General features: G+C 59.9%; 11 protein-coding genes. 5 read left to right on the top strand and 6 right to left on the bottom strand.

The genetic code is table 11. From position 1 onward, the window contains the following. Nucleotides 1-77: 77 nt before the first annotated feature. Together cysN and cysD are read right to left on the bottom strand one after the other, a co-directional pair. Entirely contained in the window at nt 78-1,973 is a 1,896-nt protein-coding gene (cysN, locus tag PMI34_RS16815) for a sulfate adenylyltransferase subunit CysN (RefSeq protein ID WP_008049148.1), read from the bottom strand. After that, on the bottom strand, nt 1,973-2,914 hold the full coding sequence (gene cysD, locus PMI34_RS16820) for a sulfate adenylyltransferase subunit CysD (RefSeq protein ID WP_202949454.1): 942 nt from the start codon (nt 2,912-2,914) through the stop codon (nt 1,973-1,975). The genes cysN and cysD overlap by 1 nt, the downstream gene beginning before the upstream one ends. 1,021 nt (nt 2,915-3,935) lie before the next feature. Between cysD and PMI34_RS16825 the strand changes: the two genes are divergently transcribed. Beyond that, entirely contained in the window at nt 3,936-4,799 is an 864-nt protein-coding gene (locus PMI34_RS16825) for a DMT family transporter (RefSeq protein WP_008049143.1), read from the top strand. 160 nt (nt 4,800-4,959) lie between these two features. Here PMI34_RS16825 and PMI34_RS16830 read toward each other — a convergent pair whose 3' ends face one another. Then, a complete protein-coding gene (locus PMI34_RS16830) occupies nt 4,960-5,868 on the bottom strand; it encodes a DMT family transporter (protein WP_008049142.1) in 909 nt (302 codons plus the stop codon). 159 nt (nt 5,869-6,027) lie between these two features. Between PMI34_RS16830 and aceK the strand changes: the two genes are divergently transcribed. The 3 genes from aceK to PMI34_RS16845 all read left to right on the top strand — a co-directional run bounded on the left by aceK (nt 6,028) and on the right by PMI34_RS16845 (nt 13,326). Beyond that, the gene (gene aceK / locus PMI34_RS16835; protein ID WP_008049140.1) at nt 6,028-7,746 is read left to right on the top strand and encodes a bifunctional isocitrate dehydrogenase kinase/phosphatase; all 1,719 of its coding nucleotides are present in this window, start codon (nt 6,028-6,030) and stop codon (nt 7,744-7,746) included. Between the two features lie 201 nt (nt 7,747-7,947). Further along, nucleotides 7,948-11,859 carry an ATP-dependent RNA helicase HrpA gene (gene hrpA / locus PMI34_RS16840; protein WP_008049139.1) on the top strand — a complete coding sequence of 1,304 codons (3,912 nt, stop codon included), beginning with the start codon at nt 7,948-7,950 and terminating at the stop codon, nt 11,857-11,859. A gap of 345 nt (nt 11,860-12,204) precedes the next feature. After that, the gene (locus PMI34_RS16845; RefSeq protein WP_008049138.1) at nt 12,205-13,326 is read left to right on the top strand and encodes a beta-ketoacyl-ACP synthase III; all 1,122 of its coding nucleotides are present in this window, start codon (nt 12,205-12,207) and stop codon (nt 13,324-13,326) included. Between the two features lie 251 nt (nt 13,327-13,577). Here PMI34_RS16845 and PMI34_RS16850 read toward each other — a convergent pair whose 3' ends face one another. Next, the gene (locus tag PMI34_RS16850) at nt 13,578-14,909 is read right to left on the bottom strand and encodes a putative porin (RefSeq protein ID WP_008049137.1); all 1,332 of its coding nucleotides are present in this window, start codon (nt 14,907-14,909) and stop codon (nt 13,578-13,580) included. A gap of 280 nt (nt 14,910-15,189) precedes the next feature. Between PMI34_RS16850 and PMI34_RS16855 the strand changes: the two genes are divergently transcribed. Further along, nucleotides 15,190-16,314 carry a GNAT family N-acetyltransferase gene (locus tag PMI34_RS16855; protein ID WP_008049136.1) on the top strand — a complete coding sequence of 375 codons (1,125 nt, stop codon included), beginning with the start codon at nt 15,190-15,192 and terminating at the stop codon, nt 16,312-16,314. 11 nt (nt 16,315-16,325) lie between these two features. Here the strand turns inward: PMI34_RS16855 and aqpZ are convergent, their stop codons facing one another. Further along, the gene (gene aqpZ / locus PMI34_RS16860; protein ID WP_008049135.1) at nt 16,326-17,024 is read right to left on the bottom strand and encodes an aquaporin Z; all 699 of its coding nucleotides are present in this window, start codon (nt 17,022-17,024) and stop codon (nt 16,326-16,328) included. Between the two features lie 20 nt (nt 17,025-17,044). Beyond that, the coding region (locus PMI34_RS29275; protein WP_032829577.1) for a hypothetical protein at nt 17,045-17,232 on the bottom strand (188 nt) is incomplete at its 5' end.

Raw genomic sequence — 17,232 nt, 5'->3', positions numbered from 1 at the left:
GGATACTACTGATCGAGTCAGGGGAGCTGCCTGCCGTCCCTGACTCGATTATCACTATTGAACAATGGGCTGCACGTTCATTTTTTTATGGTTTCTACGACTTTTGCAATCGTTTCTCTAACCGTCATTCCGTCTGAGCCCACTTCAATCTCTGCCGCAAGCGGCGCCTCGTACGGACTCCCCACCCCCGACAAGTTCGGCAGCTGTCCGGCCCGGGCCTTCTTGTACAACCCCTTCACATCCCGCTGTTCGCAGACCTCCAACGGTGTGCTGACGTAGACTTCGACAAAGTTCTCCTCCCCGATCAGTTCCCGTGCCATCTGCCGCTCTCTCCTGAACGGCGAAATGAATGCGGTCATGACCACCAGCCCGGCATCCATCATCAGCTTGGCCACTTCGGCGATTCGGCGGATGTTTTCGACGCGGTCCGCGTCGGTAAATCCCAGATCCTTGTTGAGACCCTGGCGGACGTTGTCGCCGTCAAGCAGGTAGGTGCGATAACCATTGGCGTGCAGTTCGACTTCGAGGGCATTGGCCAGTGTCGATTTGCCCGAACCGGACAGGCCGGTGAACCAGATGACCTTGCCCTTGTGGCCGTTGAGTTTCTCGCGGTTTTCGCGGCTGATCGAGAGGGCCTGTTTATGCACGTTCTGCGCGCGTCGCAGGCTGTGGGTGATCATGCCGGCGGCAACCGTGACGTTGCTGATGCGATCGACCAGGATGAAGCTGCCAAGGGTCTTCGAGTGTTGATAGCTGTCGTAGACCATTGGTTTGCTGATGGCGAGCGTACACACGCTGATATCGTTCAGCAGTAGTTGGGTGCTGGCGTCGTGGGCCAGGGTGTTGATATCCACCCGGTATTTGATGGTGGTGATGGAGGCGCTGGCCCATTGCGAGGCAAGCTTGATGTCGTAGTTGCGGCCGTGCAGCCCGGCTTCTTCGTCCATCCACACCAGCGTTGCTTCAAACTGGTCGGTGGTTTCCAGCGGGTTCTTGCTCAGTGAAATGATGTCGCCGCGAGATGCATCGATTTCCCGGTCGAGCTTCAAGGTGACGGCGTCGCCACGCTCGGCCTGTTGCATCGAGCCGTCCATGCTGAGAATTTCTGCCACCGTTGCGGTTTGACCGGAGAGGGTCACGCGGATCTCGTCGCCGACCTTGACCTTGCCTTCGCCAACATAGCCGCTGAACCCGCGGAACGAGGCGTTCGGTCGATTCACCCACTGCACGGGAAACACCAGGCGTTCGGCTTCTGGTGCATTGATTTGCGCGGTTTCCAGGTAACCCATCAGCGTTGGGCCGCTGTACCACGGCGTGTGTGCCGAGCGCTGGGTGATGTTGTCGCCCTTGAGCGCACTGACAGGAATGGCCGTGACCTTCTCAAAGCCCAGTGTCTGGGTGAATGCCTGGAAGGTCTCGACGATACGGTGGAAGGTGTCCTGATCAAAGTTGACCAGATCCATCTTGTTCACGGCCAGCGCCACGTGACGGATACCCATCAGTGATGTCAGGTAGGCGTGACGCCGGGTCTGGGTCAGTACGCCTTGCCGCGCATCCACCAGGATGATTGCCACGTCGGCAGTGGACGCACCGGTCACCATGTTGCGCGTGTATTGCTCGTGGCCCGGCGTATCGGCGACGATGAATTTGCGTTTGGCAGTCGCGAAATACCGGTAGGCCACATCGATCGTGATGCCCTGTTCACGTTCCGCCGACAAGCCGTCGACCAGCAACGCAAAGTCGATGTCAGCACCTTGGGTGCCATATTTTTTCGATTCGTTCTTCAGGGTTGCCAGTTGATCGTCGGTCAATTGCCGGGAGTCCCACAGCAGGCGGCCGATCAGGGTGCTTTTGCCGTCGTCGACGTTGCCGCAGGTGATAAAACGCAGCAGGTCCTGGCCTTGTTGCTGTTCGAGGTAAGCCTCAATGGTCGAGGGTGATTGCGGGGCGATTGCCAGGGCTTTAGGGGCCATCAGAAGTATCCTTCTTTCTTTTTCTTTTCCATGCTGGCGGAGCTGTCACTGTCGATGGCTCGGCCTTGCCGTTCGGAGTGACTGGAGTCCAGCAGTTCAAGCAGAATGTCGGCCACGGTGGTGGCATTCGAATCCATTGCGCCGGTCAGCGGGTAGCAACCCAGGGTGCGGAAGCGTATGTTCCTGGCTTCGATTTTCTCGCCGGGCAACAGGGGCATGCGGGCGTCATCGACCATGAGGGTCATGCCGTTGCGCACCACGACAGGACGTTCCTTGGCGAAGTACAGGGGGACCAGCGGAATGTTTTCCTGGTAGATGTATTGCCAGATATCGAGTTCGGTCCAGTTGGATAACGGGAACACGCGAATGCTCTCGCCCGGTTTTTTACGTGTGTTGTAGAGGTTCCACAATTCGGGGCGCTGCTGTTTCGGGTCCCATTGGTGGCTCTGGGTGCGGAACGAAAAGATGCGTTCCTTGGCCCGGGATTTTTCTTCATCACGGCGTGCGCCGCCGAACACCACGTCGAACTTGTATTTGTCCAGCGCCTGCTTGAGGCCTTCGGTCTTGGTGATGTCGGTGTGCAGTGCCGAACCATGATCAAAGGGGTTGATATCCTTGCTGATGGCTTCCGGATTGATGTGCACCAGCAGGTCCATACCGCTTTCCTGCGCCATCAGGTCGCGGAAGAGGTACATCTCCTGAAATTTCCAGCGCGTATCGACGTGCAGCAAAGGCAGTGGCGGTGCAGAAGGGTAAAAGGCCTTGCGCGCCAGATGCAGCATCACCGCGCTGTCCTTGCCCATCGAGTACAGCATCGCGGGGTTTTCCGCTTCGGCCACCGCTTCGCGGATGATTTGCAGGCTTTCGGCTTCAAGATGCCTGAGGTGGGGCGTGCGCACTTTCAGTGCATCGACCGGGCCGATTTGGCTGCTGGTGTCCAGTGTGGCCGGGTAACCCAACAGTCCAAACTCAACCTGTTCTGGCGCAGTGGCCTGCCTGCAAGCGTTGACCAGGCGACCACTGGGGAAGATGACGATGCTCTTGGCGATGTGGGCCTGCAGGCGACTCAGTGCAGCGCCAAGGGATTGAGCGTCAAGCGGTTCGATCCCGAGCGGCAACCAGTAGCGCGCCCCTCGGGCGTCGTTGGCGTGCAAGACGTCCGTGCCGTCTGCAGTGCGATGCAGTTGGGCATATAGCACCAGCTTGCGTTTGATCCGGGCCTTTTCAATCTCCCAGTCCAGAACCGAGGGTGTCGGACTGCGTCCGGATTCGTCGCTCAGGTTTTGCGCATTGAGCGTATCGGGCAGAAGTGCAAGCTCATGCAAGCGTCGTTCGGCGGTGCGCTTGGTGTCAGCTTGTTTGAGTTGATTGAGATGGACGAAGGCCTGCTGCGTATCCCATACAACCGGGGCATCGAGGCCAAGAAGATCGGGGTTTGCCACTGGATATCTTCCTTGTCGCAAAATGTCGATTTTGCTTTTTTGGATTCTGGTTATTATGTTTTATCGAGTGTTTTCGATTTATTTCGCAATTAAAGCACAAATTGCGACACTGATTCATTGAAAGTTTGCGTACCTGCACTCCAAGTCGTGTCACGCCGTAATCCATTGCCATTCTTGTGCAGCGCTGGTTCGCTGGTTATAGTCAGCCCTCGGCAGGTTCATGACCTGCTTTTCCACTCCTGAAAAAGATCAGCCCAATGCCTGCATCCCTCATCAACGCGGTAGTCGATTCAGCGGTCAACGCTGGCGTCGTGCCGTGCGGGAATCAGCAGCCCGGGCAGGTCAGTCATTACCCCCCTCCTGTCAGTCGCACGCCAGTGTGCGCGGTGGTCTCACCGCCAGGCGTTGGCATTTCGGGCTGATCGGCTGCTTTCTGCCGTTCCCCCCGCCAACCTGAAAAAAAACGACTGAATTTCAGCTTCGGCTGAGTTGGCTTTTTGCCTGACTACAGGTGGTATTCATGTTTGTCCTTTCGAAAAAGTCCGCGCTCGCGGTGGCGTCCACGAGCCTGTTCGTTCTGCTGTGGAGCAGCGGGGCGATTTTCTCCAAATGGGGGCTGGCCCACGCGTCGCCTTTCGCCTTTTTGATGTTTCGGTTCGTCATCGCCCTTTGCGGCCTGATGTTGCTGGTGCCGTTGCTCAAGCTGAAGTTGCCCAAGGGCGGCAAACCGATGCTGTATGCGATGGCCACCGGCATGGTGTTGTTGGGGGCATATCAGATTTTCTATCTGCTGGCCCTGGACCTTAAAGTCACGCCCGGAGTGATGGCGACCATCATGGGCGTGCAGCCGATCCTCACCGTGGTGCTGATGGAGCGCCAGCGTTCCTGGAGCCGGATGTTCGGTCTGGCCATGGGGCTGACCGGATTGGTCATGGTGGTCTATCAGGGTATCGGGCTGGCCGGGATGTCGCTGGCCGGGATGCTTTTCGGCCTGCTGGCACTGGCGAGCATGACCTTCGGTTCGATCATGCAGAAACGCATCACCGACAATCCCCTTGGCACATTGCCGGTGCAGTATCTGGCCGGACTGCTGTTGTGCGGGATTTTCGTACCCTTCCAGCCGTTTCACTTCGAGCACAACAACGGTTTCATCTTGCCGGTGCTGTGGATGGGGCTGGTGGTGTCGGTGCTGGCGACGCTGTTGCTGTACCGCTTGATCGCCCGGGGCAATCTGGTGAACGTCACGAGCCTGTTTTACCTGGTGCCGGCGGTAACGGCGGTGATGGACTATCTGATCTTCGGCAATCGCCTGGCGATGTTGAGCCTGTTCGGCATGCTGTTGATCATCGTCGGTCTGGTATTTGTCTTCCGTAAGGCCGCGTAATTGCGAGGAAACCCGAGAAGGCCCGGAGCAATGCTCCGGGCCTTTGTGATTTTTGGCACCTGATCAGCCGCCTTCGCGGGCAAGCCCGCTCCCACAGGGTTTGCGCGGTCCTTGTGGGAGCGGGCTTGCCCGCGAAGGCGTCATCCGCAACGCAACAACTCTACCGCTCAGCCACCAAGCCCGGCTTCACCGCAGCAGGCTTCAACACCAGCCACAACGCCACTGCAATCAACACCCCGCCATAGATATGCGCCATCGACAGCGGCTCATCGAGAAACACTGCCCCCCACAGCACGCCGAACAGCGGGATCAAAAAGGTCGTAGTCATCGATTTCACCGGACCAATCGAGCTCAGGAGCCGGAAGTAAATAATGTACGCAAACGCCGTGCAGCCCAGCCCCAAGCCCAGCAACGACAGCCACACGCTCCAGCCGCCCCAGGTCGCGGGTGGTTGGCTGATCACGCTGTAGCCGAACAGCGGCAGCAGAAGCAACGTCGCGCCGAGCATGCTGCCCAGCGCCGACAGGCGACTGTCGAGCCCACCGGCCTGATCGAGCCAGCGGCGGGCCAGAAACCCCGCAAATCCGTAGCAAGTGGTCGCGAGCAGGCAGGCGACGGCACCCATCAGCAGTTGCATGTCGAACGCCACCGGGCCGGCACGGGTCAACACGCCCACGCCGAACAGGCCCAGGAAGACGCCGCCGACTTTGGCGCCCGTGAGTCTTTCATGGAAAAACAGGCCGCCGATCAGCACGCCCATCAAGGGTGTCGTGGCATTGAATATCGACGAGTAGCCAGCCGGCAGCACCTGCGCGGCCACCGAATAGAGCGTCGCCGGAATCCCGGAGTTGATCACTCCGAGCAGCATCACGGTCTTGAGTTTGCCTTTGAAGTCCCAACTGATGCGCATCAAACCGAGAATCACCAGCAGTCCGGCAGCGGCTATCGATACACGGAAAAAAGCGGTAGGAATGCTGCCAATCGCCGGGGCGATGATGCGCATGAACAGAAAACTGGCCCCCCAAATGGCCGCCAGGGAGAGTAAACGGAATATATCGACGGGGTTCACGGTGCGGTCCTTCCTTGGGGGAGGGGCGAAAGTGTTGCTGAGTGTGTGATCGATGGCAACCGAAAACCGGGCATTTAATTCACCCGGAAAATTACGCTTCTCCTGCACCCGGTTCACTGGCTAAGCTCAAGCATCCCGAATTCCCTTAGAGGTCTCTCCATGCCGCAGCAGTGGCCAGCCGCCGACATCGCCCGCTTGATCCTCGATGGCTTTGACGATTACCGCGAGCATTTTCGCCAGATCACCGACGGCGCTCGCGCCCGCTTCGAACAGGCCCGGTGGCAAGAGACGCAGTCGGCCTCGGCGGCGCGGATCAATCTGTACGAAGAGAAGGTCGGTGAAACGGTGGAACGACTGCGCACCGCGTTTGATGCCGATACCCTGGACGTCAGCTGCTGGCCGCTGGTCAAGAGCGCCTATATCAGCCTGATCGACCTGCGCTTCGACGATGAACTGTCCGAGACCTGGTACAACTCGATCTTCTGCGGGCTGTTCAGCCATGACCTGATCAGCGACGGCTGCATGTTCATCCACACCACCCGGCCGAGCCTGCGCCGTGCCCGGGCCGCGCAAACCCGCACCTACAAGCCGCAAGGCCAATTGTCGGCGATGCTCGCCAGCATCTTCGCCGACTACCGTTTCAGCGAAGATTACGCCGACCTGTCCGGTGACCTGAAGCGCCTCGAAGCGCAACTGCGCGAGAACCTGCCGGATTGGGTGTGCAAGGACCCGGAGCTGAGCGTCGAGCTGTTTTCCTCGGTGTTGTACCGCAATAAGGGCGCGTACCTGGTGGGGCGCATCTACACCGCCGACGAGCAATGGCCGCTGGCAATTCCATTGCTGCACCTCGAAGGTCGCGGCATCCAGATCGATGCGCTGATCACCGACGAGGCGGACGTGTCGATCATATTCTCGTTCACCCGTTCGTATTTCATGGTGGATGTGCCGGTGCCCGCCGAGTTCATCGGTTTCCTGCGGCGTATCCTGCCGGGCAAGCACATCGCCGAGCTGTACACCTCGATCGGCTTCTACAAGCACGGCAAGTCGGAGTTCTACCGGGCGCTGATCAATCACCTGGCCAACACCGACGACCAGTTCATCATGGCCCCCGGCGTGCGCGGCATGGTCATGAGCGTGTTCACCCTGCCGGGTTTCAACACCGTGTTCAAAATCATCAAGGACCGTTTCTCGCCATCGAAAAACGTCGACCGCGCCACGGTGATCGAAAAGTACCGCCTGGTGAAAAGCGTCGACCGCGTCGGGCGCATGGCCGATACGCAGGAATTCGCCGACTTTCGTTTCCCGCTGAGCAAGTTCGACCCGGCGTGCCTGGAGGAATTGCTGGACGTCGCGCCGTCCACGGTGTCGGTGGAAGGCGACACGGTGCTGATCCGTCACTGCTGGACCGAACGGCGCATGACCCCGCTTAACCTGTACCTGGAAAACGCCAACGAAGCGCAGGTGCGCGAAGCCCTGGAAGATTACGGCCTGGCGATCAAGCAACTGGCGGCGGCCAACATCTTTCCTGGCGACATGCTGTTGAAGAACTTCGGGGTGACCCGTCACGGCCGGGTGGTGTTCTACGACTACGACGAGATCTGCTTCCTCACCGAGGCCAACTTCCGTCACATTCCACAGCCGCGCACGCCGGAAGATGAGATGGCGTCCGAACCCTGGTACTCGATCGGGCCGCTGGATGTGTTCCCGGAAGAGTTTCCGCCGTTTCTGTTTGCCGATTCGGGGCAACGCAAGTTGTTCGATCAGTTGCATGGCGAGTTGTATAACGCCGATTACTGGAAGAGCCTGCAGGAGGCGATTCGCGCCGGCAAAGTGATCGACGTGTTCCCCTATCGCCGCAAGGGCCTCGATAACGAATAACCGGCTCCGCACAAGCTTGTAGCAGCTGGCGAAGCCTGCGTTCGAGGACGCAGTCCTCGCAAAACCGGGCATCGCGGTGCGTCAGGAACAGCCGAACGCAGCCTCGCCAAGGCTCGACAGCTGCTACGGGGGATCTCGCTCGTCCTTCAAATCTGCGACAATCCGCACCCTGCGCCACTAGACGACTGAATTGCGTACCCGATGACCGACGAATCGCCCTCCATCGACAAACTGCTGAAAAACCTCGATCACGCCATGCTCGCCGACCGCCACCGGCTGCGGCGGCAGTTGCTTGAGCTGCGCAAGAAACCCGACGAGGCCAGGCTGGGCCAGTGGGTGACGCGGATGCAGGCGTCCTGTGATCAGGTGCTGGCCCGCCGCGCCAGCCTGCCGGTGATTCGTTACGACGACAGTTTGCCAATCGCCGCCAAGCGCGACGAAATCAAGAAGGCGCTGGAAAAACATCAGGTGCTGATCATCGCCGGTGAGACCGGCTCGGGTAAAACCACCCAGTTGCCGAAGATCTGCCTGGAAATCGGTCGCGGCCAGCATGGCCTGATCGGCCACACCCAGCCACGCCGGATCGCTGCGCGCAGCGTCGCCAGCCGGGTGGCCGAAGAACTCTGCACGCCGCTGGGCGCGCTGGTCGGCTATCAGGTGCGCTTCGAGGATCAAAGCGATTCCAGCACCCTGATCAAACTGATGACCGACGGCATCCTGCTGGCGGAAACCCAGAACGACCGCTATCTGGAACGTTACGACACGATCATCGTCGACGAAGCCCACGAACGCAGCCTCAACATCGACTTCCTGCTCGGCTACCTGAAAACCCTGTTGCCGCGCCGCCCGGATCTGAAGGTCATCATCACTTCGGCAACCATCGATCTGGAGCGTTTTTCCAAGCACTTCGACGATGCGCCGATTGTCGAGGTCTCCGGCCGCACCTACCCGGTGGACACCTGGTATCGCCCGCTGACGCTTGAGCAGGACGAAGAGGGCAACCGCGTCGAGGACGACCTGACGGTGGATCAGGCGATCCTCGCCACCCTCGACGAAATCGCAGCGTATGAGCGCAGTGAACGCCGCAGTCCCGGTGACGTGCTGGTGTTCCTGCCCGGCGAGCGCGAGATTCGCGACGCCGCCGACATGCTGCGCAAGGCTCAGCTCAAGCACACCGAAATCCTGCCGTTGTACGCGCGGCTGTCGCCAGCCGAGCAACAGCGGATTTTCCAGTCGCACCCAGGGCGTCGCGTGGTGCTGGCGACCAACGTCGCGGAAACCTCGCTGACCGTGCCGGGCATTCGCTATGTGATCGACAGCGGTACGGCGCGCATCAGCCGCTACAGTTACCGGGCCAAGGTTCAGCGCCTGCCGATTGAAGCTGTTTCCCAGGCCAGCGCCAACCAGCGTAAGGGCCGGTGCGGACGGGTCGAACCGGGCATTTGTGTGCGCCTGTACAGCGAAGAGGACTTCCTCGGTCGCCCGGAATTTACCGATCCGGAGATCCTGCGCACCAACCTCGCGGCGGTCATCTTGCAGATGCTGCATCTGCGCCTCGGCGAGGTCACCGCGTTCCCGTTCATCGAGCCGCCGGATGGCAAGGCCATCAGCGATGGTTATAACCTGCTGCAGGAACTCTCGGCAGTGGACCGTAATAGCCAGCTGACACCGCTCGGTCGGCAACTGGCGCGGTTGCCGGTGGACCCGCGCATGGGCCGCATGCTGCTCGAAGCGGCGAAGCTCGGCAGCTTGCAGGAAGTGCTGATCGTCGCCAGCGCCATGTCGATCCAGGACCCGCGCGAGCGTCCGCCGGAGCGTCAGCAAGCGGCGGATCAGGCCCACGGCCAGTGGAAAGACGCCGACTCGGATTTCGCCGGGCTGGTCAATCTGTGGCGTGGTTTCGAGGAGCAGCGCCAGGCGCTGACTGCCAGTCCGTTGCGTAACTGGTGCCGCAAGAATTTCCTCAATTATCTGCGCCTGCGCGAGTGGCGCGATTCCCATCGCCAATTGAGCCTGATCTGCCGCGACATGCAGTTGAGCCTCAATAAAGAACCGGCGGACTATCCGAAACTGCACAAAGCGGTGCTGGTGGGGTTGCTCAGCCAGATCGGGCAGAAAACCGAAGACGGCGATTACCTTGGCGCCCGTCAGCGGCGGTTCTGGATTCACCCATCGTCGGGCATCGGCAAGAAGCGCCCGCAGTGGCTGATGACAGCCGAACTGGTGGAAACCACCAAGCTTTATGCGCGAATGGTCGCCAAGATCGACGCCGACTGGATCGAGCCGCTGGCCGGGCACCTGATCAAGAAAAACCATTTCGAACCCCACTGGGAGAAGAAGCGCGGCCAGGTCGTGGCCTTCGAACAGATCACCCTGTTCGGGTTGATCGTGGTCGGGCGCCGGCCGGTGCATTACGGCCCGGTCGACCCGGTGGTGTCCCGCGAGTTGTTCATCCGCGAAGCGCTGGTGCGCGGTGAAATCCAGTCCAGGGCCAAGTGCCTGACAGCCAACAAGCAACTGCTGGAACAACTCGACGAACTGGAAGCCAAGGCCCGTCGTCGCGACATCCTCGCCGACGAAGAAACCCTGTATGCCTTCTACGACGCGCGGCTGCCGGCGGAGATCCACCAGACCGCGACCTTCGACAGTTGGTACCGGATCAACAGCCAGAAAGATCCGCAGCTGCTGATCATGCGCGAAGAAGACGTGCTGGCCCGCGAAGCCAGTGAAGTCACCGCCCAGCATTACCCGGATACGCTGCACATCGGCGATCTGGAATTGGCCCTGAGCTACCACTTCGAACCGAATCACCCGCGGGACGGGGTGACCCTGCGCGTGCCGGCGCCGCTGTTGCCGATGCTGCCACCGGAACGCCTGGAATGGCTGGTGCCGGGCGTCATCGAAGCCAAGTGCATTGCCCTTGTACGCAACCTGCCGAAGGCCTTGCGCAAGAATTTCGTACCGGTGCCGGACTTCGTCAAGGCGGCCTTGCAGCGCATGACCTTTGCCGAGGGCTCGCTGCCCCAGGCCTTGGGTCGCGAGCTGCTGCGCATGACCGGTGCTCGGGTCAGCGATGAAGCCTGGGCTGAAGCGGCGCAGCAAGTCGAAAGTCATCTGCGGATGAATCTGGAAATCGTCGACGCCCAAGGCAAGTTCCTCGGTGAAGGTCGCGATCTCGCCGAGCTCACCGCGCGTTTCGCCGAAGCCAGCCAGGCTGCGTTGGCCGTGCCGCAAACCGCGAAGAGCCAGCAGCCGGTGGAGCCGAAAGTGTTCGCCGCCGTGGCCGAGAAAACCCAGCAGAAGATCGCCGGACTGTCGATGACGGTCTACCCGGCGCTGGTGGAAGAGGGCGGCACAGTCAAGGAGGGGCGTTTCTCGACCCCGGCCGAGGCCGAGTTCCAGCATCGCCGTGCCCTGCAACGCCTGCTGATGCAGCAACTGGCCGAACCTGCCAAGTTCCTGCGTGGCAAGTTGCCGGGCCTGACCGAACTAGGCCTGCTGTATCGCGACATGGGACGCGTCGATGCGCTGGTGGAAGACATTCTGCTGGCCAGCCTCGACAGCTGTATTCTAGACGGCGAAGACCCGTTGCCCCGTGACGGCGCCGGTCTGGCGTCCCTGGCTGAGCGCAAGCGTGGTGCCTGGACCGAGCACGCCGAGCGTGTGGCGAAGCTGACCCTGGAAATCCTCAAGCTATGGCACGGCCTGCAAAAACGCTTCAAGGGCAAGATCGACCTGGCGCAAGCCGTGGCCCTGAACGACATCAAGCAGCAACTCAGCCAGCTGGTGTATCCGGGGTTTGTCCGGGAAACGCCGATGCAATGGCTCAAGGAGTTGCCGCGTTACCTCAAGGCGATTGAACAGCGCTTTGAAAAAATCGGTGCCCAGGTGCAGCGCGACCGGGTCTGGAGCGGCGAATTGAGCGGGCTGTGGACGCAATACCAGACCCGCGCCAACAAACACGCCCAGGAAGGCAAGCGCGATCCGCAACTGGAGTTGTATCGCTGGTGGCTGGAGGAATACCGGGTTTCGCTGTTTGCGCAACAGTTGGGAACCAGGGTGCCTATCTCCGACAAGCGCCTGAACAAGCAGTGGAGCCAGGTCGAACCGTAGACCCGAGGCCGGTGCAATACCCTGTGGGAGCGGGCTTGCTCGCGAAGGGGCCGTCAGTTTCAACATCAGCGTTGACTGACCCATCGCATTCGCGGGCAAGCCCGCTCCCACAGGTTGCTATGGTGCCTGTAGCAAATGGTTCATCCAGCAAAAAGGCGCCAAAACCCAAGGTTTATGGCAAACTTCGCGACCATAAATGCCGGTTTCGCGACCTAGAGCCTTCGGCCAGGTCGCGTCACGGAATAAAGCGATGCCAGGTTTGCGTCCCCCGGATGGGAATAGACCCTTTGTGTGTTGGTACGACGGTGCCAATGCTTTCTGCCTGAACAGATTAGAGACACGACCATGCATAACGTCGTCATCAGCGGCACCGGCCTGTACACCCCGGCCAACAGCATTTCCAACGAAGAGCTGGTGCAGTCTTTCAATACTTATGTGGCGCAATTCAACGCCGATAACGCCGACGCCATTGCGCGCGGTGAAGTCGAAGCGTTGACCGAATCCAGCGCCGCATTCATCGAAAAAGCTTCCGGCATCAAGAGCCGCTTTGTCATGGACAAGGAAGGCATCCTCGACCCGCAACGCATGGCTCCACGCCTGCCGGAGCGTTCCAACGACGAGTGGTCGGTACTTTGCCAGATGGCCATCGGCGCCGCCGAACAAGCCTTGCAGCGCGCCGGCAAGACCGCAGCGGACATCGACGGCGTGATCGTCGCCTGTTCCAACCTGCAGCGCGCCTACCCGGCCATTGCCATCGAAGTCCAGGAAGCGCTGGGCATCCAGGGTTTCGGTTTCGACATGAACGTGGCGTGCTCGTCCGCAACCTTCGGCATCCAGACCGCCGCCAACAGCGTGCAACTGGGCCAGGCCCGGGCGATCCTGATGGTCAACCCGGAAGTCTGCACCGGCCACCTGAACTTTCGTGACCGCGACAGCCACTTCATCTTCGGTGATGCTGCCACTGCAGTGATCATCGAACGTGCCGACCTGGCGACGTCCAAGTACCAGTTCGACATCGTCAGCACCAAACTGCTGACCAAGTTCTCCAACAACATCCGCAACAACTTCGGCTTCCTCAACCGCGCGGCGGAAGAGGGCATCGGCGCCAAGGACAAACTGTTCGTGCAGGAAGGCCGCAAGGTGTTCAAGGAAGTCTGCCCGCTGGTTGCCGAGCTGATCGGTGAGCATCTGCAGGAGAACCGGCTCAACGTCAGCGACGTGAAGCGCTTCTGGCTGCACCAGGCCAACCTCAGCATGAACCACCTGATCGTCAAGAAGCTGCTGGGTCGCGACGCCACCGAACAGGAAGCGCCGGTGATTCTCGACACTTACGCCAACACCAGTTCCGCCGGTTCCGTGATTGCGTTCCACAAGAACCAGGACGATCTGGCCGCCGGTTCGCTGGCGGTGCTCAGTTCGTTCGGTGCCGGTTACTCGATTGGTAGCGTGTTGCTGCGCAAGCGCTGATTCTGCGGCTTAAAGAGATCGCAGCCTGCGGCAGCTCCTACGGGACTGGATTTCAACGTGATATCGCGGAGAATCCGGTCAGCGTAGGAGCTGCCGAAGGCTGCGATTTTTTTTTGCGGGAGGTTGGAGGTTATTGCGGGAGAGAAAACAGCCTGGCGTTGATGCATCGGAGGATGATGGGGACCGATATATCAACGCCAGGCTGTAAAAGAGGCCCGGGCTTCCTTGCCCGAGTCGTGTAGCGGGGTGAATCAGAACTTGGCTTCGGCATCCAGTTGCAGGGTGTTGATGTCCGAATCGGTTTTCTTGATGTTGGCGTTGGTCTGGTCCGAGGTCGCCATGTAGTAGGTCGCGCCCAGGGCAAAGTTCTTGTCCAGGTCGTAGCTCACTTTCAGCTTGCTGCCGCGTGAACCGGTGAAGCCGTTGGCGAAGTCGGAGTCGGTGAAGGCACCCACCACAGCGTTACGCTGCACGTCGCGGTAGTTGTAGTCCACGTTGAAGCCGTAGAGCTTGGACTTCACACCGGCCAGCCAGCCAGTGTCCTGGTCGTTGCTGGCATCGGTGTTGTTGACGTACTGACCGTAGATCGACAGCGGAACCGGCAGATTGCTGAAGTCCAGCTGACCAAAACCTTCGTACAGGTTGAACTGCTCACCCGGGCTGTTGCCGTTGACGGCCAGTGCGCATGGCGCAGTAACGGTACCCGAGGTCGGGCAGGCGCTGCTGTCATCGTTGTCGTAGGCGTAGAGACTGCCGCCCAGGGTCATTTTCATGCTGTCGGTGATGGCGAAGCGCGCACCCAACTGGCCGGCGTACAGACGCAGGTCGTGTTTGAATTGCACGCCTTCGCCGTCGACGTTGTCCTTGAGGGTGTAGTGACCGGCACTACCGAACAGTTCGGTGCTGCCGCTCAACGGGTACTTGTAGGTGACGGCCAGACCTTCGGGGTTGATGTCGCTATCCCAGATGATGTCGCCCATGCTCACCCATTGTTGCGGCATCTTGCCGCCAACCAGGTGCAGGTTCTTGATCGCATCCGGGTGGTAGTCGATGTAACCCTGGTCCAGCCAGATCTGCTTCTTGTCGAAGTAGTTGTTCAGGTCCTGGTTGGTCGAGCGAGCGTCGTCGTTGCTGCCGGTGGCGATGCGGATACCGGTGTCGACTTGCGGGTTGATTTCGCTGTAGGCACCCAGGCGGGCACGAATGCGCTGACGATCCTGGTCCTTGTTGTTTGGCACGCCATCGTTGTGGACGTTTTCCTGACGGAAGCGCACGTCGCCCTTGAACTGAGTCTTTGCCGCCCATGCAAGCTTCTGGTCGAAGGCGCTCAGTGTGTCGGTTTTCTTCGCGGTGGCCGCGATTTGCTCGTTGGTCTCTTGCTGAGCCTGACGGGCAATCTGCTGTTCTTTCTGATCCCTGGCCAGCTCGGCTTGCAGTTCGCTGTACTGCGCGTTGGTGATCGAGCCGTTAGCCTTGAGCATGTCGAGCAGTTTGGCGTCGACTGCGGCACTGGCCGGAACGCTCATGGCCAGCAACAGGCCACCGCACAAGGCCGCCGCAGTTTTCGTGGAAGCAAGACGCATATCAATCTCCGAAGATGAGAGGGGATGACAGAGCCATCCGGGACACAACCGACCGTTAGGGGCGGAAAACAGTGACCGGGTATAACCCGGCGCTCTAAAAACAGGCGCCAGTATCGCGATGGTTTATTACAGAGCAGTGGCAATGTGATGTCATGTCGATGACGATACAAAGTCGCCGTGAACTATTGAGTTAGAGCACTGTCGTCGTTTTGCCCGTGTGCATTGCAGAGCGATAGGCGATACTCGCGGGGCTTTCACGCCATGAAGAGTGAGGATGGTGATGCCGTTGCAACGCCTGCAAAAACTGTCAGAAATCGCCCCGCAAACGTGGGATGCACTGGTGCCCGAGACTCAGCCTTTTCTGCGTCATGCCTTTTTGAGCGCACTGGAAGACAGCGGCAGCGTCGGACCCCATACCGGCTGGCAGCCCGAGCATTTATTGCACGTAGAAGGGGATCGACTGATCGCCGCGCTGCCCGGTTATCGCAAGTGGCATTCCTACGGCGAGTACGTGTTCGATCACGCCTGGGCCGATGCCTGTGAGCGTGCCGGCATCGACTACTACCCCAAGCTGTTGAGCGCGGTGCCGTTCAGTCCCGTCAGCGGGCCGCGACTGCTGGCGGCCACGGTCGAAGACGGCTTCGAGTTATTGAAAAGCCTGCCGGGCTACCTTGAGCTTGAAGGGCTCTCCAGCGCCCACATCAATTTCACCGATGCGTTCACCGACGCGGCATTGAGCGAGCAGCCCGGCTGGTTGCAGCGCGTTGGCTGTCAATACCACTGGCAGAATCGCGGCTACCGGGATTTCCAGGACTTCCTCGACGTGCTCAGTTCGCGCAAGCGCAAACAGATGCGCAAAGAGCGCGAGCAGGTGGCTGGGCAGGGCTTTGAGTTCGAATGGCTGGAGGGGCGGGAGCTGGCTCAGGCGCAATGGGATTTTGTCTATGCCTGCTACGCCAATACCTATGCGGTGCGCCGGCAAGCACCGTACCTGACGCGGGAGTTTTTCAGCCTGTTGGCCGAACGCATGCCTGAGTCGATTCGCGTGGTGCTGGCCAAACAAGGTTCACGGCCAGTGGCGATGGCGTTCAGTCTGGTGGGGGGTGACAGCTTTTATGGCCGTTACTGGGGATGCCTGGCGGAGTTCGATCGCCTGCATTTCGAGACCTGTTTCTATCAGGGCATGGACTATGCCATCGCCAACGGTTTCCAGCGTTTCGATGCCGGGGCCCAGGGCGAGCACAAACTGATTCGTGGATTCGAGCCAGTCATTACCCATTCCTGGCACTACTTGCGCCATCCCGGATTGAAAGCGGCGGTGAAAGACTTCCTGGAGCAGGAGCGGTTGGGGGTGCTGGCGTATGCAGAGGAGGCGAAGTCAGCCTTGCCTTATCGACAAGGCTGATCTCCAGCGTTTCAGCTTTCTTCCTTGCCCAACCAGCGATACAGCACGCCGCCAACCACTGCACCGAGTAGCGGTGCGACCCAGAACATCCACAGTTGTTGAATCGCCCAGCCGCCGACGATCAGCGCCGGGCCGGTGCTGCGCGCCGGGTTGACCGAGGTGTTGGTGACGGGGATCGAGATCAGGTGGATGAGGGTCAGCCCCAGGCCGATGGCAATCGGCGCCAGTCCTGCTGGTGCTCGTTTATCGGTGGCGCCGAGGATGATCAGGATGAACATCGCAGTCATCACCAGTTCACAGACAAACCCTGCTGCCATCGAATAGCCGCCAGGCGAGTGTTCGCCGTAGCCGTTGGACGCCAGGCCACCCGCCAGTTCGAAACCGGGTTTACCGCTGGCAATGAAGTACAGCAGGGCGGCTGCAATCACGCCGCCAATGACCTGGGCAATGATGTAGGCCGGCAATTCCTTGGCCGGAAACCGCCCACCCACCACCAGGCCGAGGGATACCGCGGGATTGAGATGGCAGCCGGAAATATGGCCGATGGCGAAAGCCATGGTCAGCACGGTCAGGCCAAACGCGAAAGACACCCCGAGCAGACCGATCCCCACCTCCGGAAAAGCCGCGGCCAACACCGCACTGCCGCAACCACCCAACACCAGCCAGAACGTACCTGCCAACTCAGTCGCCGAACGTTTTAACAGAGACATAAGAGAGTGCCCTTTCGAGATTATGCTGCCTTGAGCATCCAGCCGATGGACTGCAGAACCATCTCCAGAACGTTGGAGTGAGTACAGCAGGGTTTTTTCAGAATTCCAGCAGGCATAAAAAACCGCCAGGCCCCGTTGTTGAAGGGGTCTGGCGGTTTTTTCGATCTTACGGTATGGCGCTTATCCCTAATGAAATGGCTACCCCCTT

The organism is Pseudomonas sp. GM74, from assembly GCF_000282455.1.
In the GTDB taxonomy this organism is placed as follows: Bacteria; Pseudomonadota; Gammaproteobacteria; order Pseudomonadales; family Pseudomonadaceae; genus Aquipseudomonas.
The sequence above is the reverse complement of the archived record's forward strand: the minus strand, read 5'-3'. Positions and strand labels throughout refer to the sequence as shown.

What these genes read in the sequence shown, in the direction of transcription:
- PMI34_RS16850 (WP_008049137.1), bottom strand. Translation starts at nt 14,909, where the DNA reads ATGCGTCTTGCTTCCACGAAAACTGCGGCGGCCTTGTGCGGTGGCCTG.
- PMI34_RS16855 (WP_008049136.1), top strand. Translation starts at nt 15,190, where the DNA reads ATGCCGTTGCAACGCCTGCAAAAACTGTCAGAAATCGCCCCGCAAACG.
- aceK (WP_008049140.1), top strand. Translation starts at nt 6,028, where the DNA reads ATGCCGCAGCAGTGGCCAGCCGCCGACATCGCCCGCTTGATCCTCGAT.
- cysN (WP_008049148.1), bottom strand. Translation starts at nt 1,973, where the DNA reads ATGGCCCCTAAAGCCCTGGCAATCGCCCCGCAATCACCCTCGACCATT.
- hrpA (WP_008049139.1), top strand. Translation starts at nt 7,948, where the DNA reads ATGACCGACGAATCGCCCTCCATCGACAAACTGCTGAAAAACCTCGAT.
- PMI34_RS16825 (WP_008049143.1), top strand. Translation starts at nt 3,936, where the DNA reads ATGTTTGTCCTTTCGAAAAAGTCCGCGCTCGCGGTGGCGTCCACGAGC.
- PMI34_RS16845 (WP_008049138.1), top strand. Translation starts at nt 12,205, where the DNA reads ATGCATAACGTCGTCATCAGCGGCACCGGCCTGTACACCCCGGCCAAC.
- aqpZ (WP_008049135.1), bottom strand. Translation starts at nt 17,024, where the DNA reads ATGTCTCTGTTAAAACGTTCGGCGACTGAGTTGGCAGGTACGTTCTGG.